Below are 21,768 nucleotides of genomic sequence, written 5' to 3' on the forward strand. Positions count from 1 at the left end.
TGCCGTCGTCGTCGAATCCCAAGAGAGCGCCTCGAGGCGTTTCCCACTCTGTCGGTGCGATTTTCCCGCGGCCCAGGCCCGAGGCCGGCCGGGGACGGGGACAGGGCCGCGGGATGAGGACGCTCAGCCGTGCGCCGATCCGGTGCGCCGCGCCAGGTGTGCACGCAGCGCCGGGTCCCCGGCCGTGGCCGAGTACTGCAGGGTACGGCCGGGGTCAGCGGCCAGGACCCGGTCGAAGGCGGCGCGAATCCCCTCGGCCCTCGGGCCCGTGCCCCGCTCGATCAGCCAGTGCGCCAGCCGTCGCCCGCTCGTACTCCGATGATCAGGCCCCGGACGTCGACCACGAGTCCGCGCTTGCGGCCCGGCGTCTTCTTGTTCGCATCCAGTCCCGTCGTGGTCTTGGGAGCCCCGACCGCCGCGCGGACGGACTGGGTGTCGATGACCACGGGGGAGACGGGTCCTCCAATCGCTTGGCTCTCGCCGGCACCAGGCAGCGCAGAGGTTCCTGTATTCGCTGGTCAAGGCCGTTCTGGCGCCACAGCGTGAAGGGGAACGCTGGGACACCACGCCGAGGCACCGGCCCCGCACCCCCAGCCCTGCCCCGTCCTCGAACAGCCCTACGGTATGTGAGTCACGGAAGCGGTCACCGAGGAAACTGAACCCGCCCAAGGAGAACGAGTGAGCGTGGAATGGATCGAACTATCGGCCGAAGACCTGCAGGCCGTCGTCGGTCTTCGCAGGCGTTGCATGACTGTGGATGGAGGACTGTCAGCTACTGCTTCACGCGACTTCCTTGAGAAGCGATACGTCGGCGAAGAAGTAGCGGCTATCGGCGCCTTCCACGACGACATACTGATCACGTCGGGTTCCGTCCGTGAAGTGCGCGGATGCAGCGTGGTGACAGGTCAGGTCGATCCGGCTCATCGCCGCCGAGGACTGGGTTCCGCGCTGCTCGATCAGCTGCTGGAGACGGCCCGCCGGCGATCGGACGCTCTCCGAGTGGAAACGGAGTCCCTGACCGCCGATGCCGACGAGCTCTTTCAGTCACGCGGCCTTCACCAGGCGTTCGCGGAGGACGTCATGCACCGCAGCCTGGGAACTCCACTTCCCGAGGCCCCCCTTCCGGCGGAGGTCCACACCGAGGAATGGAGCGACGCGAACCAGAGTGATTTCTTCAACGCATACCGCTCGTCGTTCACTGATCGCCCCGGCTTCCCGGGCTGGACCCAGGAGCAATGGACCGACTGGACGGCCGGGGACGACTTCCGTCCGCAGTACTCGCTGCTGGCTCGCTCATCGGATGGGGCTCCCGTCGGGTTCGTGACCTGCGCGCAAGACTTCCTCATTCAAGTCGGAGTCGCTCCACAAGGCCGCCGTCGCGGTCTGGGCCGCAGCCTCGCCGTCGCAGCACTGACGCGCATGCAATCCGGCGGCGACGCCGACGTCTCCCTCGACGTCAACGTGAACAATCCCGCCTCAGCCGCGCTCTTTGGGAGCCTGGGGTTCACCCCCCTCGCGCGGCGCGCTCGCTACGAGCCGAGTTAGGGAGGCCCTTCCGCCGCTCATACGACACCAGTGTCCGCGGGCGGCCCTGCAGGGGATCAGGCCGCCTCAGTGACCGCCGCAACGAGGGCGGGCCCTCGGCCGCTCTTGCCAGGGAGGCGACCACAGGGCCCGTTCGCTCACGAGTACACCCTCGCCGCGAACAGCCCAACGCTGGCCATCAATGCGAGCGAAGCTGTGGCCCTCTTATGACCCGGATAGCTGGCTAGCGTCCCAGGGGCCGTCGGGGGAGTGGTGAGGAGTAGACGACGCTGGTGGTGACCGAGCCCAGGGCACCGATCTTGCCCGACACCTCCTCCAGGTGCCGCATCGAACGGGCGGCGACCTTGATCACGAAGCAGTCGTCGCCCGTGACGTGATGCGCCTCCAGGATCTCGGGCGTGACGGCGACCAGGTCGTGGAACGGCTTGTAGTTGCCGTTGGGGTAGCGCAGGCGCACGAACGCCAGGATCGACAGCCCCAGCCGCTCGGGGTCCACGACGGCCGCGTACCCCTGGATGACGCCCGCCTCCTCCAGCCGCCGCACCCGCTCGGTCACCGCGCTCGGCGACATCGACACCGCCCGCGCCAGATCGGCGAAGCTGGCCCGGCCCTCGCGCTGGAGGACCTCGAGGATGCGCCAGTCGGTGGCGTCCGGGGAATACACGGTCATGGGGGAGGAATAGCAGGGGAATCCCCGGCGGGGCAAGGTTCACGCCGGGGAATGCCCCTTCAGGAAGATGATCACCGACCGTAGATTTCTGGGCACCGGGAACCCGCCACAGAGAGGCCCTGCGATGACCAGCACCGTCAACCCCGTCCTGCGTGTCGCCCCCGCCGCCCCCGCCGAGGCCGCCGCCCACTTCCGGGCGAGCCTCGTCTTCCACGCCGACGTCTCCGACGTGGCCGCCGCGCTCGCGGCCGGCGACGACCCCGGTTTCGTCGTCCTGGACTCCCGCTCCACCGAGGCCTGGGACCAGGGCCACATCCCCGGCGCCGTCCACCTGCCCACCGCCCTCGTCCCCGACCGGGCCGAGCAACTCCTCGACAAGAACGTGCCGGTGGTGACGTACTGCTGGGGCCCGGGCTGCAACGGCGCCACCCGCGCCGCCCTCGCGCTCGCCGAACTCGGCTACCGGGTCAAGGAGATGCTCGGCGGTTTCGAGTACTGGGCGCGCGAGGGCTTCGCCTACGAGACCTGGGAGGGCCGTGAGCAGCGCGCCGCCGATCCCCTCACGGCTCCCGTGGACGCGGACCGCTGCGGCTGCTGAGAGCCCAGTTGTCCGGTCAGTCCCGTACCACCTCCGGTACCGGCCGCAGAAAGCGGTGGTCCGCCGCCCCGAACTCCCCCTCGGGGCGCGCCGCTCGCAGGACGACGTCCAGCGCGGCGTCCGCATCGCACGCGTAATGCCCGCTGGCCCAGGCGGCGTTGGCCTCCACCACCGCCCAGCCCGAGCCGTCGATCAGGCCCACGTCCACCACGACGGCGCTCGGCAGCCCCGTCCCGGCCAGCCGCCCCGCGAAGGCCAGCACCTCCTCGCGGCGCGGGTCCTCCGCCAGCGGGGCGACGTCGAGTCCGCCCCGGGTGGCGTACCGGCTGCCCGTGCGCACCTCGCCGTCCAGCAGGAACAGCCGGTACTCCACGGCGAACGCCACGATGTCGCTGACCAGCACGGGCTCGGTGCCCTCGACGGCGTCGGCCCCCGGCAGGCCGCTGCCGTCCGGATAGACGCGGGCCGGGAAGCTCTTGTCGTTCGGCGGCTTGACGAACGCGGGGCGCCGCAGCTGGCGCGCCCGCGCGATCGTGATGAACTCCACGTCCCGCAGGGTGAGTTCGTACGGCAGCCGGGACAGCCAGTCCTCCGGCGCCTCCAGCAGCCCTACCCCCAGCTCCCGCGCGACGGCGTCCGCGAACAGCGGACCGGCGTAGAGCGAGGCGCCCGCGGCCGCACGCCGGTGCTCCGGCACCCGCCAGTCGCGCAGGGTCTCCACACGCGCCCCGCGCCGCCGTGCCGCGTCCGCGAGGGCGTGGCCGGTCGCGGTGACACGCGGGGAGAGGAACAGGGTCCGGGTGGTCGTCATGGGAGACGAGGATGGCGCAGGGCCGGGCCCCGGCGACAGTGAGTTTCCGGGGCCCGGCCACGCTGTCAGAGCCGCCCCAGCTCGTCCACCAGGTCGTCCAGACCCAGCGAGCCCTGCGAAAGGGCCGCCATGTGCCAGGACTTGAGGTCGAAGGCGGCACCGCGGCGCTCGCGGGCCTTCTCGCGGCCCAGCAGCCAGGCCCGTTCGCCGAGCTTGTAGCCGATCGCCTGGCCGGGAATGGCCAGATAACGGGTCAGCTCGCTCTCCACGAAGTCCGCCGGGCGGCTGCTGTGCGCCCCGAAGAACTCCTGCGCCAGCTCGGGCGTCCAGCGCTCGCCCGGGTGGAACGGCGAGTCAGCCGGGATCTCCAGCTCCAGGTGCATGCCGATGTCGACGATGACCCGCACCGCCCGCATCATCTGCGCGTCCAGATAGCCGAGCCGGTGCTCCGGGTCCGTGAGGAAGCCCAGCTCGTCCATCAGGCGCTCCGCGTACAGCGCCCAGCCCTCGGCGTTGGCGCTGACCATCCCGACCACGGCCTGGTAGCGGGAGAGGTCGGCGGCGACGTGCGCCCACTGCGCGAGCTGGAGGTGATGGCCGGGGACACCCTCGTGGTACCAGGTCGAGACGAGGTCGTACACCGGGAAGCGGTTCAGGCCCATCGTCGGCAGCCAGGTGCGGCCGGGCCGCGAGAAGTCCTCCGACGGGGGCGTGTAGTACGGAGCCGCCGCGCTGCCGGCCGGGGCGATCCGCGACTCCACCCTCCGTACTCGCTCGGCGAGTTCGAAGTGGGTGCCGTCCAGCGCCTCGATCGCCTGGTCCATCAGGCCCTGCAGCCAGTCGCGGACCTCGTCCACGCCCTCGATGTGCTTGCCGTGCTCGTCGAGGTGCGCGAGCGCCACCCAGGGCGTCGCCGCGCCCGGCAGGACCCGCTCGGCCTCCTTCTTCATCTCACCGAGGAGCCGGTGGTACTCCGCCCAGCCGTACGCGTACGCCTCGTCCAGGTCGAGATCGGTGCCGTTGTAGTAGCGCGACCAGCGGGCGTACCGTTCGCGGCCGACCGTGTTCGGCGCGCCCTCGACGGCCGGCGCGTACACCTCCCGCATCCAGTCCCGCAGCTCCACGACCGCCCCCGTCGCCGTACGGGCCGCCTCGTCCAGCTCCGTGCGCAGCGCGTCCGGGCCGGAGGCGGCGAAGTCCTCGAACCAGCCGCGACCGTCGCCGTCGGTGTCCGACCACTCGGTGAGCTGTTCGATGAAGGTGGCGGTCGGGCGCGGCGCCGCGTACAGCTTGCGCTCCAGGCCGAGCGCCAGGGACTCCCGGTAGCCGGCGAGGGCCGCCGGGACCGCGCGCAGCCGCTCGGCGATCGCCGCCCAGTCCTCGTCGGTCTGCGAGGGCGTCACCGTGAACACCTCGCGCACATGGTGCGCGGGCATGCCCAGGTTGCCGACCGAGCGCAGGCGTTCGTCGGCGTCGTGCACGGCGAGTTCCGCCGTGAGGCGCTCGCGCAGCAGGCGCGCGCACCGGCGCTCGATGTCACTGTCCGCGCCGGGCTGGCGTTCCGCCTCGTCGAGATTCGCCAGGGTGTCCCGCGCGAGCTGCGCGAGCGCCTCGTGACCCGCGGGCGAGTAGTCGGGCAGACGGCTCGAACTCTCCGTCACGCCTAGGAAGGTACCGGTCACCGGGTCGAGGGCGATGAGGCCGTCGACGTAGGCGTCGGCGACCGCACGGGGAAGCGGGCTGTGTGTCTGTGACATGCGCACCATCCTCGTACGGTGAGACAGCGCACGTCACGGCGTTTGTCCGGAAGGCGCGGGTGGCAGCAGCGGCCCGCACTCCCACTGCTGGAAGATCAGCCGTGTCTCCACCCGAGCGACCTCCCGCCGGGACGTGAACTCGTCGAGCACGAGCCGTTGGAGATCCGCCATGTCGGCGACGGCGACATGCACCAGATAGTCGTCCGGACCGGTGAGGTGGAAGACGGTCAGCGCCTCCGGCAGCGCCCGGATCCGTTCCACGAACGGCCCCACCAGCTCCCGCCGGTGCGGCCTGACCTGCACCGACAGCAGTGCCTGCAGCCCCCTCCCCAGCTTGGCCGGATCCAGCCGCAGCTGATGCCCGAGGATCACGCCGGAGCGGCGCAGCCGCGTCACCCGGTCCAGGCACGTCGACGGCGCGACCCCGACCTGCGCCGCGAGGTCGCGGTAGGTCGTCCGGGCGTCGTTCTGCAGCAGCCGCAGCAGCTGGAGGTCCACCGGGTCCAGTATGACAGATTCGGCCATTGGCCGAACGTAGCACGGTGTTCGACCCCTGTGGCCCGTCCGTTGTTCACCCTGCGGTGCATGGACTCAGCGAGCACGCACGCGTACAGCGACGTACGGACGTCAGCGGCGCCCCGCGCACTGGCCACCGAGGCCGTGCACGCCGGGCGCGAGGACCTGGCCCGGCAGGGCCTGCACGCCCCGCCGATCGACCTGTCCACCACCTACCCCTCCTACGACAGCCGCGCCGAGGCCGCCCGCATCGACGCGTTCGCCGCCACGGGTGCGCAGCCGGAGGGGCCGCCGGTCTACGGACGCCTGGGCAACCCGACGGTGGCCCGCTTCGAGACCGCCCTCGCCCGTCTGGAGGGCACCGAGAGCGCCGTCGCCTTCGCCAGCGGCATGGCCGCCCTGAGCGCGGTCCTGCTCGCGCGCGCCGCCATGGGCCTGCGTCACGTCGTGGCCGTACGCCCCCTGTACGGCTGCAGCGACCACCTGCTGACCGCCGGGCTGCTCGGCTCGGAGGTCACCTGGACCGACCCGGCCGGGATCACGGCCGCGCTGCGTCCCGACACCGGCCTGGTGCTGGTCGAGACGCCGGCGAATCCCACGCTGGCCGAGGTCGACCTGCGGGCCGTCGCCCACGCCTGCGGCTCGGTCCCGCTGCTCGCCGACAACACCTTCGCCACCCCCGTGCTCCAGCGCCCCGCCGAACAGGGCGCGCGGCTCGTCCTGCACAGTGCCACCAAGTACCTCGGCGGGCACGGGGACGTGCTGGCGGGTGTGGTCGCCTGCGACGAGGAGTTCGCGGGACGGCTGCGGCAGATACGGTTCGCCACCGGCGGTGTCCTGCATCCGCTCGCCGGCTATCTGCTGCTGCGCGGCCTGTCCACGCTGCCCGTGCGGGTCCGGGCCGCCTCCGCGACCGCCGCCGAACTGGCCCGGCGCCTCGCGGCCGACCCGCGCGTCGCCCGCGTCCACTGTCCGCGGATCGGCGGCGCCATGATCGCCTTCGAGGTGTACGGCGATCCGCACGAGGTGATCGCGGGTGTCGGCCTGATCACCCCGGCCGTGAGCCTGGGCAGCGTGGACACCCTCATCCAGCACCCGGCGTCCATCAGCCACCGCATCGTGGACGCCGACGAACGCCGGGGCGCCGGGGTGAGCGACCGGCTGTTGAGGCTGTCGGTGGGGCTGGAGGACGTCGAGGATCTGTGGGGGGATCTGGCGGGGGCGCTCGGGAGGTCCGTCACCGTGTGAAGAAGGCCCGACGGTCCCACCGCCGGGTCCTTCGAGCGTTCCGCGTCAGTCGCGCGCGACGCGCTCCCCGTACCGCATTGCCTCCTGCTCGGAGGCCTTCCGCGCCGCCGCCTCCGCCAGACGCGCCGTGATCACGAGCGTCCCCTCCTCGATCTGGTAATCGAGGGGCAGTCCCAGCCCCCGCATGGCGGCGACCATGCCGGTGTTGGACGACTGCGTCACGGCGTACACACTCTCGCACCCGGCCTCGTCGGCCATCGCCACCAGGCGCCCGAGGAGTTCGGTGCCGATACCCCTGCGCTGCCACTGGTCCTCGACGAGCAGCGCGACCTCCGTCTCGTCACCGTCCCAGAGGAGGTGACCGAGGCCGACGATCCGCCCGGACGGCGTCTGCACGGCCAGGGTGCGGCCGAAGCGTGGGCTGAGCAGGTGGTTGAGGTAGCGGTCGGCGTCGCCGACGGGCCCGTGGTAGCGCATGCCGAGCGTGCGCGCCGAGCACCGCTCGTGCATCGCCCTGGCCGCTTCCAGGTCACCGGTGTCGGCCCGGCGCACGGTGATGTCGTTGCCCTCGGGCAGGGTCAGCACGTCCTGGCTGCGCGGGATCCGTGGCCCGAGCCGCGCGTCCAGCTCCACCAGGGCACGTGCGCGTGCGAACTCGGTCGGGGTGAACGGCAGATACGGCCGCTCCACGGTGATCACTCCGCCTTCCGGCGCCCGCAGGCGCATCACGGTGTCCTCCAGCACGCCCTCGACGGGCACGTCGGCCGGCCCCCGGCCGCCGCCCGCGGGCGAGGCAGGTAGTGATCGTATCGTGCACCGGCCGAGCAACTGCCGCAGGGTGAGCGGCAGTTCCGCCGCGTCCAGGGCGGTGCGAGTGGCGAGGCCGAGGACCCGGGTCGGCGCGTCCACCAGGTCGTGGGCGTCGGCCCGCTCGATCCAGGTGCCCTTGCCGCCCGCCTGGGCCACGGCCCGGGTGAGGTCGGACGCCGCGAGCGCGCCCGGGGCGCGCAGCAGGAACTCGTCGACCGTGTCCTCGCCGAGCGGATGCGTCTGCAGGCTCAGGATGTCCACCCGGTCCCCGGCCAGCGCCGTGCACAGCGCGGCCAGGGACCCCGGGGCGTCCTTCACCGTCGTCCGCATCCGCCACAGGGTGCTCTCCTCGCCGACGACGGCGGGCCCGGCCTGCTCCTCGGGGGAGGAGGACCGGGCGCCGGTATCGGTGTCGCTCACCGGCGGTGCGTGGCCGTGACGCCTCGCCCACCAGGTGCGGAGCTGGGCCATGGCGGCCCACCAGGGGTGCTCGTGCTGCCCACGCGTCACATCAGCCATGTCTGGAGTCATGCAGCCACTGTGAAGGAACGGTGTTGCGTGATCACGAACGCTCTGTGACTGGCGGGTAAAGGTTACTAATGTCCGTTTCGTTAACTCTTCTACGACCGCCGAGCCGCGCTCACTGACCGACCCGCCCCGGCTGCAGCGTCCGTGTGAACAGCACGGTGCCGTCCTGCTCGCGCAGCCGGACCGTCAGCTCCCCGCTGCCGCCGTCGATGTCGACCTCGCCGAAGAACTGGTAGCCGCCGGCGGGCGAGACGTTGGACGCGGTCGGCGCCTTCACGAACACCCGCTCCGGGCCGAAGGTGTTGTCGAGCGCGCTGGCCGGGAAGGCGCCCGCGTTGAGCGGACCGGAGACGAACTCCCAGAACGGCTCGAAGTCGGTGAACGCGGCCCGCGAGGGCTGGTAGTGCTGCGCCGAGGTGTGGTGCACATCCGCCGTCAGCCACACCGTGCCGGTGATCCGCCGGTGCTTGACGAACCGCAGCAGCTCGGCGATCTGCAGCTCACGGCCGAGCGGCGCGCCCGGGTCGCCCTGTGCCACCGCCTCGATGTTCGCCTTGCCCTCGGTGGTGTCCGGCACGACCAGGCCGATCGGCATGTCGGCGGCGATCACCTTCCACACCGCCCGCGAGCGCGACAACTCACGCTTGAGCCAGTCCAGTTGCTCACGGCCGAGGATGCCCTGCGGATCGACGGTCTGGTCGTCGGGCGAGTTGGCGTTGCGGTACGTCCGCATGTCCAGGACGAACACGTCGAGCAGCGGCCCGTGCCGCATCACCCGGTTGACGCGCCCTTCCTCGGCGCCCGGCCGCAGCGTGGAGATCGGGAAGTACTCGCTGAACGCCCGCCGGGCGCGTGCCGCGAGCACGTCGACGCTCTTCTCGGTGTAGCGGGTGTCGGAGGCGGCGATCACCTCGCCCGGGTACCAGTTGTTGCGGACCTCGTGGTCGTCCCACTGGATGACCGACGGGACCTGGGCGTTGAACCGGCGCAGGTTCTCGTCCAGCAGGTTGTAGCGGAAGTTGCCGCGGAACTCCGCTAGCGTCTCGGCCACCTTGGACTTCTCCTCGGTGGTGACGTTCCGCCAGAGACTGCCGTCGGGCAGCGCCTGGGTTGCCGTGATCGGGCCGTCGGCGTAGATGTTGTCGCCGCTGCAGAGGAAGAAGTCGGGATCGAGCTTCGCCATCGCGTCGTAGATGCGGTAGCCGCCGAGGTCCGGATTGATGCCCCAGCCCTGGCCCGCGAGGTCACCGGACCACAGGAACCGCACCCCGCGCCGGCGCCCCGCGGGGACGGTACGGAAGGTGCCGGTCACCGGCTCGCCGATCCGGCGCGGGTCGTCCGGGTCGGCCAGCAGCACGCGGTAGTGGATCTGCTCGCCCGCCGGCAGCCCGTGCAGCCGGGTGGTACCGGTGAAGTCCGTACCCGCGCCGAGCAGCGGTCCGTACCAGCGACGCGCCCCCCGGAACGACTCGGTGGCCGCCGTCTCCACGACCATCCGCGCCGGACGGTCCGAACGCACCCACACCAGCCCGGAGTCGGAGGTCACGTCGCCCGTCTGCACACCCCAGTCGGCCCGGGGGCGCCCGGACAGGGCGAGCGCCGGCGCCGCGCCGGCCGCGACGGGCATGGTCAGTGCCGCGGACGCGGCGAGCGAGCCGCGCAGCACGCTGCGGCGCCCGGGAAACGGACGGTGTGACATGGGTGGGCCTCCAGTGGCGGGATCCGGCCGGTGTGCACAGCCACAACTACTGGTGCACCGCAGCGCACACGGAAACCGCACATGAACAACTGGCCCCACCTGAACGGGAGACGGATTCACCCGTAGGGCTCAGCGGCTCCCGTCGAGGATCACACGGGCCACCAGGGCCGGGTCGTCGCTCATCGGGCAGTGGCCGCAGCCGGGGAGGCGTACCAGGCGGGCGGCGGGGATGATCTGCTTGGCGCGGACGCCCTGACGGCGCACGAGCAGCCAGTCGCGGGTGCCCCAGCCGACGGTGACCGGGATGCCGGGGATGTCCTCGGTGAACTGGACCGTCGTGCCGGCCCGCAGGGTCTGGTCGAACCCGGTGGCACGGGCCAGCGCGAGCGTCTCGGCGACCACGGCCTCGGGCGAACGCCGGGCGGGGCGGGCGTAGATGGTGCTGGTGAGCGCCGTACGGCCCGCCGCGGTGCGGGCCAGCCGTTCGACGAGGGGCAGCGGCATCCGCCGGGAGAGGTGCCGCATCGTCAGCAGGATGCTGAAGGCGTACCGCCGCTCGGCCTCCGACCAGAACCCGGCGGGAGACAGCGCGGTGACGGACCGAACGAGTTTCTCCCGGCCGAGTTCCAGGGCGAGCAGGCCGCCGAGGGAATTGCCCGCCACATGGGGCCGTTCGAGTTCCAGCGCCTCGCAGAAGGCGCCGAACACGGCGGTCGTGGTGGGCAGGTCGTAGGAGAGCCCGTCCGGCAGTGCCGGGGAGACACCGAAGCCGGGCAGGTCCACGGCGATCACGTCGCGCTCGGCGGCGAGGATGTCCACCACCGGGTCCCAGGCCTGCCGGTGGTGGCCGATCCCATGGAGCAGGAGCAGGGGGTCGCCGCTGCCCACGCGCTCGTACGAGACGGTGACCGACTGCGGGCCGGTGGGAGTGGGGACCGGGAAGGAGAGGGTGGCGGGCATGGGGGAACTCCTCGTCTGGGCGGACCGGCGGACGCCGTAGACAGCTTGTCAGCAATTGCTACCGACGGGTAGCCCTTGTGGCGGTCGCCGTTCGAGGAGGCTCAACGAGCCCGGCGCAGCTCCAGATTGAAGTCGGCGTGCCCGAACGTGCGCATGACGTTCAGCCACAGCGGAAGCCACATCTCCACGCTGCGGGCCGACCGGATGCCGCCCAGGTCCAGGACCCGCTCCGCAGGCCAGCCGAACTCTCCGAGCAGCGCCGTGACCTGGGCCTTCGCCTCCGCGTCCTCCCCGCACACGAAGACCTGGTGGTCACCCGGCACCCGCGCGGGATCCACCATCACCGCGCAGTTGACCGTGTTCAGCGACTTCACCACGCGCGCGTGCGGGAACGCCCGCTGGATCTGCTCGCCGACACTGTCCGACTCCACGGGTGACAGCCGTACCTCGCCGTCCTCGAACCACAGCGGATTGGAGACGTCCACCACGACCTTCCCGTCGAGGCTGTCCGCCCCGGCCGCCTCCAGTGCGGAGAGCGCCACCTGCCCGGCCACCGCGTTCACCACGATCTCGGCGGACGCGGCCGCCTCCGCGAACGTACCGGCGGCCGCGCCCCCGCCCGCGCTCCCGGCCCACTCCAGCGCCACCGGATTGTCCTTCGTCCGCGAGCCCAGGGTCACCTCATGTCCCAGTTCCACCAGCTTCCCGCCCAGCGTGCGACCGGCAACGCCCGTGCCCAGTACCCCGTACCGCATGGCGACCTCCCGTTCCGCGGACCACTTACGACCCGGTCATTGTGCGCCGAAGGCGAGGATTCCGCCCGGACTGCGCGGAACGTGTCGGCCGGGTGGCCGGAGTGTCACGAGAACGGGCCCGTGCGAACGCACCGTAAACGCTTTCCCGACAGGTGCTCGACAGGCTCTCCGGGGATCGAGGATTGGTCTTGACCAAGGGTGGGGGCCGCCCTATGGTCGCAGAGAAGTACAACAACCTTTAATAAACAAGGGCGCGAAAAAGCCGCCGGACCACGGCGATTGCGGAGGACAGGGTGGGGACCACGCAACTGGAATCGGTACCGGAACCGAAGTACTGGCATCTCAAGACGGTGCTCAGCGAGGCGCTCGACTCCGAGTTCGCCGTCGGCGAGATCCTGCCGAACGAGCGCGAACTGGCCGCCCGCTTCGGCGTCGCCCGTGCGACGCTCCGTCAGGCCCTGGAGCAGCTCGAACTGGAGGGCCGGCTGCAGCGCCGCCGCGGTGTCGGTACGACCGTCGCGCCGCCCCGGATGGGCGTCGCCGTCGGCACGGAACGGCAGACCTGGCCGGGCGGCAAGGACGACGCCTGGCAGTGCGTCGACTGCGCGCTCGACGTCCCGCCCGCCGCCGTCGCCACCGCCCTGGAGACCCCGCGCGAGGAGAGCGTGCACATCGTGCGCCGCTCACGCGTCTCCCACGGCCAGCCGGTCGCCGCGGAACTCCTCTACGTCCCGCGGTCGTCGGTGCCCGACCTGACCGCGATCGACACCCCGTCCGAGGCGGCACGCGCGCGTACGGTGCTGCGCGAACTGCAGCGTCTGGAGCTGCAGGGCCAGGACCGCGCCGTGGAACTGGGCTCGGCCCGCGCGGACGACGCCCGGGAACTCGACCGGCTGCCCGGCGCCCCCGTCCTCGTCGTCACCACCCGCTTCTTCGCCGGGGGCCGCACCGCGGCGCTCTCCGTCGCCACGTATCGCGCTGACACGTGCCGCCTGACGTTCGGCGCCTCGGGCGGCGTGGAGATACACCACGGCCCGGAACGCCAGGCGTCCTGACGGCCGAAGGTACCGGCGGCCGGTTGTCCCGACGACCAGTCATCCCGGTGCGCCGCCTCCGCCCCGGGCCACGTGCGGCAGGCTCCTGAACAGCCTGCACCCGTCCCGGCGGAAGACGTCACACGGCCCCCGCGCCCCGGAACTCCTCCGGGGCGCGGGCGTCTCACCCGTGACGCCCCGTCACCGTCCCCTCGACCGCGAACAGCTGCTCCTCCACGTGGTCCAGGGCCAGCCTGAGCGCCCCCGTCGCCACCACCGCCTCGCCCAGCAGCGACAGCGCCACCCTCGGCGGCCGCAGACAGTAGCGCGCCAGCTCCCGCCGCAGCGGCTCCAGTACGCCGTCGATCCCGGCCGCCCAGCCGCCGACCACGACCAGCTCCGGGTCGAGGGCCAGGACCAGCGCCGCCACGTCGTGCACGAGCCGCTGGAGGAAGCGGTCCACGGCGGCCCGCGCCCGCTGGTCACCCTCGCGTGCCCGCGCGAACACCTCGGCCACCGCCGGCTCGTCCAGCGGGTGCAGCGGCTCGTCCGTCGTCGACAACAGCGTCTCCGGCGTCACCTCACGGCCCAGCAGATGCAGCGCGCCGATCTCGCCGGCCGCCCCGCCGTACCCCCGGTGCAGCCGCCCGCCGATCAGCGACCCGGCGCCCGGACTCAGCCCGGCCAGCACGAACACGACGTCGTCGGACTCGGTGGCCGACCCCTTCCAGTGCTCGGCGACGGCCGCCGCGTTTGCGTCGTTCTCCACCAGCACCGGGCACTTGAAGGAACGGCTCAGCCGCTCGCCGAGCCGCAGCCCCGTCCACTCCGGCAGCGCCGTACCCAGCCGTACGGTTCCGTCCGCCTCGACGATCCCCGGCGTGGCGACCCCCACGGCCCGCAGGGAGCTGCGCGGCACCCCCGCCCGGCGCAGCAGCTCGGCGACGTTGGTCCGCAGCCGCTCCAGCCGCTCGTCCGCCGGGGCCGACTCGTCCACGTCCCTGGCCTGGGCGCCCAGAATCCGCCCGTCCAGGTCGGCCAGCAGCGCCGCCACCCGGTGCGAGCCGATCTCCAGGCCCAGCAGATGCCCGGCCTCCGCACGGAACCGGAACCGCCGTGCGGGCCGCCCCTGCCGCCGGGCGACACTCTCGTCGGCCGCCTTCTCGACGACGAGCCCCGCCCCGATGAGGTCCTCGACGACCCCCTCCACCGTGGGCCGGGACAGCCCTGTCACCCGGGTGATCTCCGTGAGCGTCGCGCAGTCCGCGGCACGCAGCGCGTGCAGCACCACCGCGGAGTTGATCCTTCGCAGCAGCGAGGGATCCCCGCCGGTCAGCCGCCCCAACGTCCGTCCTCCCAGCTCGTGCGCGTATGTGGGCGGATCGTACTCGGCCGGGAGGACCCCGGCGAGTGCCGGATGCGTACCGATGCCGTCACGCACCGCTCAGCCCGGCGCCACGAACCCCGACTCGTACGCCGCGATCACCATCTGAGTGCGGTCCCGGGCGCCCAGCTTCGCCAGCACCGCGCTCACATGCGGCTTCACCGTCTCCGTGCCCACGACGAGCCGCGCGGCGATCTCCGCGTTGGACAGACCGCGCGCCATCAGCCGCAGCACCTCCGCCTCCCGCTCGGTCAGCCGGGCCCGTTCCAGCGTGTCCCGCGCCGCCCGGTCGCCGACCCCGTCCCCGCCGCCGTACTCGGCGGCCGGCCGCCGCACCGACGCCGGGAACCGCAGCGACTCGCCCTCGGCGACCAGCCGTACCGCGTGTACGATCTCGGCCGGCCGGGCCCGCTTCAGCAGGAACCCGTCCGCGCCCGCACGCAGCGCCTCGTACACGTACTCGTCGTTCTCGGGGCGGCGCCGCCCTTCGTCTGTCGCTGGCCGCGGTGCCCCGCCGGGGCCGCTGGTTCGCCGCCAAGCTGACGGCGATCGCGCTGCCGGTACTCGCCGTAGGCCTGGTCACCGGCCTGGTGGCCCTGGCGGTGGGCAGCGCGGCGCTGGGGGAGAAGGCGCAGGGCCCGACCCTGGCGGAGGGCCTGCGCGGGGCGACCGGCTGCGCCGTCCATCTGACGCTGATGGCCCTGCTGGCCGCCGGCCTGACAACGGTCCTGCGCAGCGGAGTGGGGGCGCTGATCATCCTCGTTCCCTTCCTCCTCGTCGTGTCCTTCGTCGTCGGCGACATGAGCGGCAACGTCGCCGACTTCCTGCCCGACCGGGCCGGTCAAGTGGTGCTGCACAGCGACTGGGACGGCACGCTGGGGCCGTGGACCGGGCTCGCGGTGACCGCCCTGTGGCCGGCTGCGGCGGTCGCGGCAGGGGGGTGGCGGATGCGCCGCCGGGACGCCTGAGCGCGGAGCGGGCTGACGGGCCGCCAATTGTCAGTGACGGCGGGTTTACTGGATCGCATGGACATCGACAGCTACCTCGCCGGGACCGGCCACCGCACGGCGGCCCTGGCGACCAGCCACGGCCTGGTGGCGGCGGACGCTGCGGTGCGCCTCGCGGAGACGGAGCGGTTCCACGAGGAGAAGGAGGACCTGGCCGGGAGGCTGACGGAGCGATGGGGACAGCCGTACCACCTCGGCCTGCAGACGGTCCGGCTGCGGACCGCGGCGGAGGAGATACCCGAGCCCTGGGCCGAACTCAGTCTCCGGGTGGGGGACGTGTACCTCTGGCGGGCGGAGGAGCACGCCCGCTGGGTCGTCCTGGGCGTGGCCGACCTCGACCCGAGCGACGAGATACAGCTCCTGCTGGTCGTCACGGACACCGACCCGCCCTGACAGCCGGTCAGTCCTCGGCCGCCACCCGCAGCCGCTCGAACTCCTGCGCCATCGTCGCCGCCGTCCAATGGGCGTTCAGGCCGCTGGGGTTGGGCAGCACCCACACGCGTGTGTCCCCGATGATCCGCTCCTGCGGACCCACCGCGGCCTTCCGGTCGTCGAAGGCGGCCCGGTAGGCGGTCACGCCCACCACCGCCAGCCAGCGCGGCTTCAAGGCCGTCACCTTCTCCGCCAGCAGCCGTCCGCCCTCGCGGTACTCCTCGGCGCTCAGCTCGTCGGCCCGCGCGGTGGCCCGCGCCACCACATTGGTGATCCCGAGGCCGTACGAAAGCAGTTCCCGCTGCTCCGCCGGCTTCAGCAGTCTCGGCGTGAAGCCGGAGAGGTGGAGGACCGGCCAGAAGCGGTTGCCCGGGCGGGCGAAGTGGTGGCCGGTCGCCGCCGTCATCAGCCCCGGGTTGATGCCGCAGAACAGCACCCGCAGGCCGCCCGCGACGACGTCCGGTACGAGACGGTCGCGGGCGGCCTCCAGCTCCGCCTGGGTGAAACGCGTCAGAGGATCGCTCCCGGGGTGTAACCGGCCGCCTCCGGACGCTGCTTCACGATCTCCTCGATGCGGCCGACGACCGTGGCCACCTGCGCGGCCGCCGCGCCCGTGAAGGACAGCTTGTCGGCCATCAGCGCGTCCAGCTGGGCGCGGTCGAGGGGCAGGCGCTCGTCGGCGGCCAGCTTGTCGAGCAGCTCGTTGCGCTCGGCGCCCTGCTCGCGCATCGCCAGGGCGGAGGCGACGGCGTTCTCCTTGATCGCCTCGTGCGCGACCTCACGGCCCACGCCCGCGCGCACCGCGCCCATCAGCACCTTGGTGGTGGCGAGGAACGGCAGATAGCGGTCCAGTTCCCGGGCGACGACCGCCGGGAAGGCGCCGAACTCGTCGAGCACCGTCAGGAACGTCTCCAGCAGACCGTCCAGCGCGAAGAAGGCGTCCGGCAGGGCCACCCGGCGCACCACCGAGCAGGACACGTCACCCTCGTTCCACTGGTCGCCCGCCAGCTCGCCGGTCATCGACGCGTAGCCGCGCAGGATGACCATGAGCCCGTTGACGCGCTCGCACGACCGGGTGTTCATCTTGTGCGGCATCGCGGACGAGCCGACCTGGCCCGGCTTGAAGCCCTCGGTGACCAGCTCGTGCCCGGCCATCAGCCGGATCGTCTTCGCCAGCGAGGAGGGGGCCGCCGCCAGCTGCACCAGGGCCGTCACGACCTCGTAGTCCAGCGAGCGCGGGTAGACCTGGCCGACGGACGTGAACGCCTGCGCGAAGCCCAGGTGTGCCGCGATCCGGTCCTCCAGCTCGGCCAGCTTCCCGGAGTCGCCGCCCAGCAGGTCGAGCATGTCCTGCGCGGTGCCGACCGGGCCCTTGATGCCGCGCAGCGGGTAGCGGCCGAGCAGCTCCTCGACGCGCCCGTACGCCACGAGCAGCTCGTCGGCGGCGGTCGCGAAACGCTTGCCGAGGGTGGTGGCCTGCGCGGCCACGTTGTGCGAGCGGCCGGCCACGACCAGCTCGCCGTACTCGCCGGCGAGCCTGCCCAGACGCGCGAGCACCGCCACCGTGCGGTCGCGCACCAGCTCCAGGGAGAGGCGGATCTGCAGCTGCTCGACGTTCTCCGTGAGGTCGCGGGACGTCATGCCCTTGTGGACCTGTTCGTGCCCGGCGAGGTCGTTGAACTCCTCGATCCGCGCCTTCACGTCGTGCCGCGTGACCTTCTCGCGCTCGGCGATGGAGGCCAGGTCGACGGTGTCAAGGACACGCTCGTAGTCGGCGATCGCCGCGTCCGGCACCTCGATCCCGAGGTCCTTCTGCGCCCGCAGTACGGCGAGCCAGAGCTGACGCTCCAGCTTCACCTTGTGCTCGGGCGACCAGAGCGTGGCGAGCTCGGCGGAGGCGTAGCGTCCGGCGAGGACGTTCGGGATGCGGGGCTTGGCGGGAGCGGAAGTCACGTGTACGGATTCTACTGGCGATTCCTGCAGGCCACCGCCATGGTCCGGTTCGGCGGAACCTACGAGACCGGCGTCACTCCGCGGGAGCGGCGCGTTCCGGGGCGTCGGCGAGGCCGAGCGTCCGGCGGCGGCCGACGTGGACCGCGTCCTCGGGGGCGAGTTCCAGCCGGGGACCGAGTGCGTGGACCCCGCCCCGGAGGTTGATCACCCGCGTGGTGGAACCGCCTATGCCGGACCGTCGTACGGCAGAAGTTCGGGCCGCTTCGGCGGGCGGCCGTCCCCGGAGGAGCGGCCGGTGAGGCGGCGGCCGATCCACGGAAGCAGGTGCTGCCGGGCGAAGCGGGCGTCCGCGACACGGCGGGCGGCCCAGCCGGGCGGCAGGGTCGCCGGCATCGGCGTGCGCCACTCCGTGTCCTCGGGGTCGTAGCCGAGGGTCTGCCAGACCGCCTCGGCGACCCGGCGGTGCCCCTCGGGCGACAGGTGCAGCCGGTCGACGTCCCACAGGCGCGGGTCGGCGAGCGACGGGGCGCCGTACAGGTCCACGACCACCGCGCCGTGCCGCTCGGCCAGCTCGTCGACGCAGACGAACAGTTCCTCCATGCGCGGCCGGAACCGTTCCAGGACGGGACCCTGGCGCCCCGGGCTGCGCATCAGCACCAGCTGCTTGCAGGACGGGGCCAGCCGCTCCACCGCCTCCGTCAGCAGGTCCTTGACCCGGACCATGTCGCACTTGGGGCGCAGGGTGTCGTTCAGGCCGCCGACCAGGGTGATCACGTCGGCGCCCATCGCGGCGGCCACCGGTACCTGCTCGTCGACGATCTGCTTGATCAGCTTGCCGCGCACCGCCAGGTTGGCGTACCGGAAGCCCGGCGTGTGCGCGGCCATCCGGGAGGCGAGAACATCCGCCCACCCCCGGTAGGAGCCGTCGGGCAGCAGGTCCGACATGCCCTCGGTGAAGGAGTCGCCGACCGCGACCAGGCTGGTGTGTGTGGGGTTCGTCTGCATGGCGACACAGATGGTAGCCCGAGTCCCATACCCACCGGTCGGTCACCCCCGCCGGGTGCGCGGTCTCACGCCCGCTGTCCGAACAGCTCCCGCAGCACGTCCTCCATGGTTACCAGCCCCGCCAGCCGTCCGTCGGCGCCGAGCACGGCCGCCAGGTGCGTACGGCTGCCCCGCATCGCGGTGAGGACGTCGTCCAGGGGTGTCGTCTCCCTGACGCGCGCGATGGGCCGCATGTCCCGCAGCCGGAACGGCACGTTCCGCGGCGAGGCGTCCAGCGCGTCCTTCACATGCAGGTAGCCGACGATCCGGCGCCCCTCGTCGACGACGGGGAAGCGGGAGAACCCGGACTCGGCCGCGAGCCCTTCCAGCTCCTCCGGCGTGACTCCCACGCGTGCGTACAGGACCCGTTCCAGCGGTAGGACGACGTCCCGCACCGGGCGTCGGCCCAGCTCCAGGGCGTCGTGCAGGCGCTCCCGGGCACGGTCGTCGATGAGGCCCGCCTCACCGGCGTCCTTGACGATCTGGGCGAGCTGGGCGTCCGAGAAGGCCGCGGTGACCTCGTCCTTGGTCTCGATCCGCAGCAGCTTCAGCAGAGCGTTGGCGAACGCGTTGATCGCGAAGATCACCGGGCGCAGCGCCCGCGACAGCGTGACCAGCGGCGGGCCGAGCAGCAGTGCGGTGCGCACCGGCTCCGCGAGCGCGATGTTCTTCGGCACCATCTCGCCGAGGAGCATGTGCAGATACGTCGCCAGCATCAGCGCGATCACGAAGGACACCGCGTGGCCCGCGCTCTCGGGCACGCCGATCGCGTGGAACACCGGCTCCAGCAGATGCGCGATCGCCGGTTCGGCGACCACACCGAGGACCAGGGTGCACAGGGTGATGCCGAGCTGTGCGGCCGCCATCAGCGCGGACACGTGGCGCAACCCCCACAGCACGCTCTTGGCGCGCCGGTCGCCCTGGTCGGCGTACGGCTCGATCTGGGAACGGCGTACGGAGATCAGCGCGAACTCCGCGCCGACGAAGAAGGCGTTGACGACCAGGGTCGCCAGAGCGATCAGCAGCTGTACGGCGGTCACAGGTCCTCCTCCCCGTCCCGCGGGGCGTCGTCGAGGGGCGCGTGCAGCAGCACCCGCGCGGCGCGGTGGCCGGACGCGTCGACCACGTCCATCCGCCAGCCGGTGGCCTCGACGGTGTCACCGACGGCCGGTATGCGGCCCAGCTCGGTGGCCAGGAGGCCGGCGAGCGTCTCGTAGGGCCCCTCGGGGGCGTGCAGACCCACGCTCGCGAGCTGGTCGATGCGGGCGGCGCCGTCGGCCGAGTACAGGATGCGGCCGTCGTCGTCCGTGCCCGCGGGGGCCAGGTCGGGCGTCTCGTGCGGGTCGTGCTCGTCGCGGACCTCGCCGACGACCTCCTCGACGATGTCCTCCAAGGTGGCCACGCCCGCCGTGCCGCCGTACTCGTCGATGACCACGGCCATGGTCCGCTTGCCGGACAGCCGGTCCAGCAGCCGGTCCACGGTCAGTGACTCGGGGACCAGGAGCGGTTCGCGCATGATCTCCGCGACGGGCACACGCACGCGGCGGTCGGCGCGGACCGCCAGCGCGTCCTTGATGTGCGCGGTGCCGACCACCGCGTCGAGGGTGCCGCGGAAGACGGGGAAGCGCGACAGGCCCGTCGCCCGGGTCGCGTTCGCCACGTCCTCGCAGGTCGCCTGGGCGTCGAGGGCGATCACCTGGACGCGGGGGGTCATCACGTTCTCCGCGGTCAGGTCGGCCAGGTTCAGGGTCCGCACGAACAGCTCGGCGGTGTCCGCCTCCAGAGCGCCCTCCCGTGCCGAGTGCCGGGCCAGGGCCGCCAGCTCCTGGGGCCCGCGGGCGGCGGCCAGCTCCTCGGTGGGCTCCACGCCGAAGCGGCGCACGACCCGGTTCGCGGTGTTGTTGAGGTGGGTGATGAAGGGCCGGAAGGCCCCGCTGAACCAGCGCTGGGCGTTGCCCACGGACTTGGCCACGGGCAGCGGCGAGGAGATCGCCCAGTTCTTGGGCACCAGCTCGCCGACGACCATCAGGAACACGGTCGACAGGGCCGTGCCGAGCACCAGCGCGACCGACTCCGACGCGGTGCCCGACAGGCCGATCGACTTCAGCGGCCCGGCGATCAGCTTGGCGATCGACGGCTCGGCGAGCATGCCGACCACCAGGTTGGTGACGGTGATGCCGAGCTGGGCCCCGGAGAGCTGGAACGTGAGATTCCGTACGGCCTTCAGCGCGCCGGCCGCGCCCCGCTCGCCCCGCTCCGCCGCCCGCTCCAGCTCCCCGCGCTCGACCGTGGTCAGCGAGAACTCGGCGGCGACGAAGGCGCCGCACGCGATCGACAGCAGGATCGCCACCAGCAGCAGGAGCACTTCCGTCATCGGTCCACCTCCGTCCCATGGTCCGGCAGGGCGGGGCGGATCGCGCGATGTCGCGTACGGCTACTGGGAGGCTCGCCCATGGGCGGACGCTCACACCTTTCAAGTCGTCGGGGGACCGCACAAGGACGGCGCGGTCCCCTCATGGTAAAGGATCGGCAAAGGGGCGCTGTTCAGTCGGCGAGCGGCTTCACCCAGCGCCGCCACTTCTCCTCCGGCGCGTACCCCGCGGCGCGCCACGCATGATGCGCCGTCTCGTTCCGGACGAGCACCATCGCGTCCGCGCGCCGCCCGCCGAGCCGTACGAACCTGTCCTCGGCGGCGGCGAGCAGCGCCGATCCGATGCCCTGCCGACGGCGCTCCGGGTGCACCGCCAGCCGGTACAGATGGCACCGCCACCCGTCGAATCCCGCGATCACCGTGCCGACCAGCTCGCCACCGTGCTCGGCGAGGATCAGCGCCTCGGGGTCACGGGCGACCAGCCGCTCCACACCGGCGCGGTCGTCGCTGATGCTCGTGCCCTCGGCGGCGTTCTTCCAGAAGGCGAGGACGGTGTCCAGGTCGTCGGGCGTCGCGGCCCGTATACGCAGATCAGACATGTGACGATCAGATCACCGGTGCCGTCCCGGGGCGGGGAATTCCAGGA

The 21,768-nt window shown here is 72.3% G+C and carries 22 protein-coding genes and 2 pseudogenes; 6 read left to right on the forward strand and 18 right to left on the reverse strand.

Features of this window, described 5'->3' with window-relative positions; all coding sequences use genetic code 11:
• Positions 1 to 281 precede the first annotated feature (281 nt).
• On the reverse strand, positions 282 to 446 hold the full coding sequence (locus tag ACIBVL_RS30720; RefSeq protein WP_399102079.1) for a hypothetical protein: 165 nt from the start codon (positions 444 to 446) through the stop codon (positions 282 to 284).
• A 238-nt stretch (positions 447 to 684) separates the two neighbouring features.
• Here ACIBVL_RS30720 and ACIBVL_RS30725 point away from each other — a divergent pair, with 238 nt between their 5' ends.
• On the forward strand, positions 685 to 1,545 hold the full coding sequence (locus ACIBVL_RS30725; RefSeq protein WP_399102081.1) for a GNAT family N-acetyltransferase: 861 nt from the start codon (positions 685 to 687) through the stop codon (positions 1,543 to 1,545).
• 223 nt (positions 1,546 to 1,768) lie between these two features.
• On the opposite strand, the gene ACIBVL_RS30730 is transcribed toward ACIBVL_RS30725, so the two are convergent.
• The gene (locus tag ACIBVL_RS30730; protein WP_399102083.1) at positions 1,769 to 2,215 is read right to left on the reverse strand and encodes an Lrp/AsnC family transcriptional regulator; all 447 of its coding nucleotides are present in this window, start codon (positions 2,213 to 2,215) and stop codon (positions 1,769 to 1,771) included.
• Between the two features lie 124 nt (positions 2,216 to 2,339).
• Here ACIBVL_RS30730 and ACIBVL_RS30735 point away from each other — a divergent pair, with 124 nt between their 5' ends.
• Entirely contained in the window at positions 2,340 to 2,813 is a 474-nt protein-coding gene (locus ACIBVL_RS30735) for a rhodanese-like domain-containing protein (RefSeq protein WP_399102085.1), read from the forward strand.
• Positions 2,814 to 2,829: 16 nt separating this feature from the next.
• Here ACIBVL_RS30735 and ACIBVL_RS30740 read toward each other — a convergent pair whose 3' ends face one another.
• From ACIBVL_RS30740 to ACIBVL_RS30750, 3 genes are all read right to left on the reverse strand, one after another.
• Complete coding sequence (locus ACIBVL_RS30740) at positions 2,830 to 3,624, reverse strand: ATP-grasp domain-containing protein (RefSeq protein ID WP_399102087.1); 795 nt, start codon at positions 3,622 to 3,624, stop codon at positions 2,830 to 2,832.
• Positions 3,625 to 3,689: 65 nt separating this feature from the next.
• Entirely contained in the window at positions 3,690 to 5,381 is a 1,692-nt protein-coding gene (locus tag ACIBVL_RS30745) for a DUF885 domain-containing protein (protein WP_399102089.1), read from the reverse strand.
• Positions 5,382 to 5,414: 33 nt separating this feature from the next.
• Positions 5,415 to 5,906, reverse strand: a complete 492-nt coding sequence (locus ACIBVL_RS30750) for an Lrp/AsnC family transcriptional regulator (RefSeq protein WP_399102091.1) — start codon at positions 5,904 to 5,906, stop codon at positions 5,415 to 5,417.
• Between the two features lie 60 nt (positions 5,907 to 5,966).
• Here ACIBVL_RS30750 and ACIBVL_RS30755 point away from each other — a divergent pair, with 60 nt between their 5' ends.
• Complete coding sequence (locus ACIBVL_RS30755) at positions 5,967 to 7,145, forward strand: trans-sulfuration enzyme family protein (protein WP_399102093.1); 1,179 nt, start codon at positions 5,967 to 5,969, stop codon at positions 7,143 to 7,145.
• A 45-nt stretch (positions 7,146 to 7,190) separates the two neighbouring features.
• Here ACIBVL_RS30755 and ACIBVL_RS30760 read toward each other — a convergent pair whose 3' ends face one another.
• From ACIBVL_RS30760 to ACIBVL_RS30775, 4 genes are all read right to left on the reverse strand, one after another.
• The gene (locus tag ACIBVL_RS30760) at positions 7,191 to 8,486 is read right to left on the reverse strand and encodes a GNAT family N-acetyltransferase (protein ID WP_399102095.1); all 1,296 of its coding nucleotides are present in this window, start codon (positions 8,484 to 8,486) and stop codon (positions 7,191 to 7,193) included.
• A 109-nt stretch (positions 8,487 to 8,595) separates the two neighbouring features.
• The gene (locus ACIBVL_RS30765) at positions 8,596 to 10,182 is read right to left on the reverse strand and encodes an alkaline phosphatase D family protein (RefSeq protein WP_399102097.1); all 1,587 of its coding nucleotides are present in this window, start codon (positions 10,180 to 10,182) and stop codon (positions 8,596 to 8,598) included.
• 129 nt (positions 10,183 to 10,311) lie between these two features.
• Positions 10,312 to 11,142, reverse strand: coding sequence for an alpha/beta fold hydrolase (locus tag ACIBVL_RS30770; RefSeq protein ID WP_399102099.1), 831 nt, complete (start codon positions 11,140 to 11,142; stop codon positions 10,312 to 10,314).
• A gap of 101 nt (positions 11,143 to 11,243) precedes the next feature.
• The gene (locus ACIBVL_RS30775) at positions 11,244 to 11,897 is read right to left on the reverse strand and encodes an NADPH-dependent F420 reductase (RefSeq protein WP_399102101.1); all 654 of its coding nucleotides are present in this window, start codon (positions 11,895 to 11,897) and stop codon (positions 11,244 to 11,246) included.
• A gap of 293 nt (positions 11,898 to 12,190) precedes the next feature.
• On the opposite strand from ACIBVL_RS30775, the gene ACIBVL_RS30780 reads away from it, so the two are divergent.
• Positions 12,191 to 12,952 carry a GntR family transcriptional regulator gene (locus ACIBVL_RS30780; RefSeq protein WP_399102103.1) on the forward strand — a complete coding sequence of 254 codons (762 nt, stop codon included), beginning with the start codon at positions 12,191 to 12,193 and terminating at the stop codon, positions 12,950 to 12,952.
• Between the two features lie 163 nt (positions 12,953 to 13,115).
• Here ACIBVL_RS30780 and ACIBVL_RS30785 read toward each other — a convergent pair whose 3' ends face one another.
• On the reverse strand, positions 13,116 to 14,276 hold the full coding sequence (locus ACIBVL_RS30785) for an ROK family transcriptional regulator (protein WP_399102381.1): 1,161 nt from the start codon (positions 14,274 to 14,276) through the stop codon (positions 13,116 to 13,118).
• Positions 14,277 to 14,375: 99 nt separating this feature from the next.
• Positions 14,376 to 14,786: pseudogene (locus ACIBVL_RS30790) on the reverse strand (DNA-binding response regulator); the annotation flags it as partial.
• A gap of 5 nt (positions 14,787 to 14,791) precedes the next feature.
• On the opposite strand from ACIBVL_RS30790, the pseudogene ACIBVL_RS30795 reads away from it, so the two are divergent.
• Both ACIBVL_RS30795 and ACIBVL_RS30800 read left to right on the forward strand, forming a co-directional pair.
• Positions 14,792 to 15,283, forward strand: a pseudogene (locus ACIBVL_RS30795) (ABC transporter permease); the annotation flags it as partial.
• Positions 15,284 to 15,340: 57 nt separating this feature from the next.
• Positions 15,341 to 15,715: a hypothetical protein gene (locus tag ACIBVL_RS30800; protein ID WP_399102105.1), complete on the forward strand. Its 375-nt coding sequence runs from the start codon at positions 15,341 to 15,343 to the stop codon at positions 15,713 to 15,715.
• Between the two features lie 7 nt (positions 15,716 to 15,722).
• Here the strand turns inward: ACIBVL_RS30800 and mug are convergent, their stop codons facing one another.
• The 7 genes from mug to ACIBVL_RS30835 form a co-directional block, all read right to left on the reverse strand.
• Positions 15,723 to 16,268: a G/U mismatch-specific DNA glycosylase gene (gene mug, locus ACIBVL_RS30805; RefSeq protein ID WP_399102382.1), complete on the reverse strand. Its 546-nt coding sequence runs from the start codon at positions 16,266 to 16,268 to the stop codon at positions 15,723 to 15,725.
• Positions 16,265 to 17,707: an adenylosuccinate lyase gene (gene purB / locus ACIBVL_RS30810; protein ID WP_399102108.1), complete on the reverse strand. Its 1,443-nt coding sequence runs from the start codon at positions 17,705 to 17,707 to the stop codon at positions 16,265 to 16,267. The genes mug and purB overlap by 4 nt, the downstream gene beginning before the upstream one ends.
• Before the next feature lie 73 nt (positions 17,708 to 17,780).
• Positions 17,781 to 17,915 (reverse strand): hypothetical protein, encoded by a 135-nt coding sequence (locus ACIBVL_RS30815; protein ID WP_399102110.1) that lies wholly within the window; start codon positions 17,913 to 17,915, stop codon positions 17,781 to 17,783.
• A 17-nt stretch (positions 17,916 to 17,932) separates the two neighbouring features.
• Positions 17,933 to 18,712: an SGNH/GDSL hydrolase family protein gene (locus ACIBVL_RS30820; protein WP_399102112.1), complete on the reverse strand. Its 780-nt coding sequence runs from the start codon at positions 18,710 to 18,712 to the stop codon at positions 17,933 to 17,935.
• 65 nt (positions 18,713 to 18,777) lie between these two features.
• Entirely contained in the window at positions 18,778 to 19,791 is a 1,014-nt protein-coding gene (locus tag ACIBVL_RS30825) for a hemolysin family protein (protein WP_399102114.1), read from the reverse strand.
• Entirely contained in the window at positions 19,788 to 21,125 is a 1,338-nt protein-coding gene (locus ACIBVL_RS30830; RefSeq protein ID WP_399102116.1) for a hemolysin family protein, read from the reverse strand. The genes ACIBVL_RS30825 and ACIBVL_RS30830 overlap by 4 nt, the downstream gene beginning before the upstream one ends.
• Before the next feature lie 170 nt (positions 21,126 to 21,295).
• Positions 21,296 to 21,721 carry a GNAT family N-acetyltransferase gene (locus ACIBVL_RS30835; protein WP_399102118.1) on the reverse strand — a complete coding sequence of 142 codons (426 nt, stop codon included), beginning with the start codon at positions 21,719 to 21,721 and terminating at the stop codon, positions 21,296 to 21,298.
• Positions 21,722 to 21,768 lie beyond the last annotated feature (47 nt).

This window comes from Streptomyces sp. NPDC049687, assembly GCF_044465285.1.
In the GTDB taxonomy this organism is placed as follows: Bacteria; Actinomycetota; Actinomycetes; order Streptomycetales; family Streptomycetaceae; genus Streptomyces.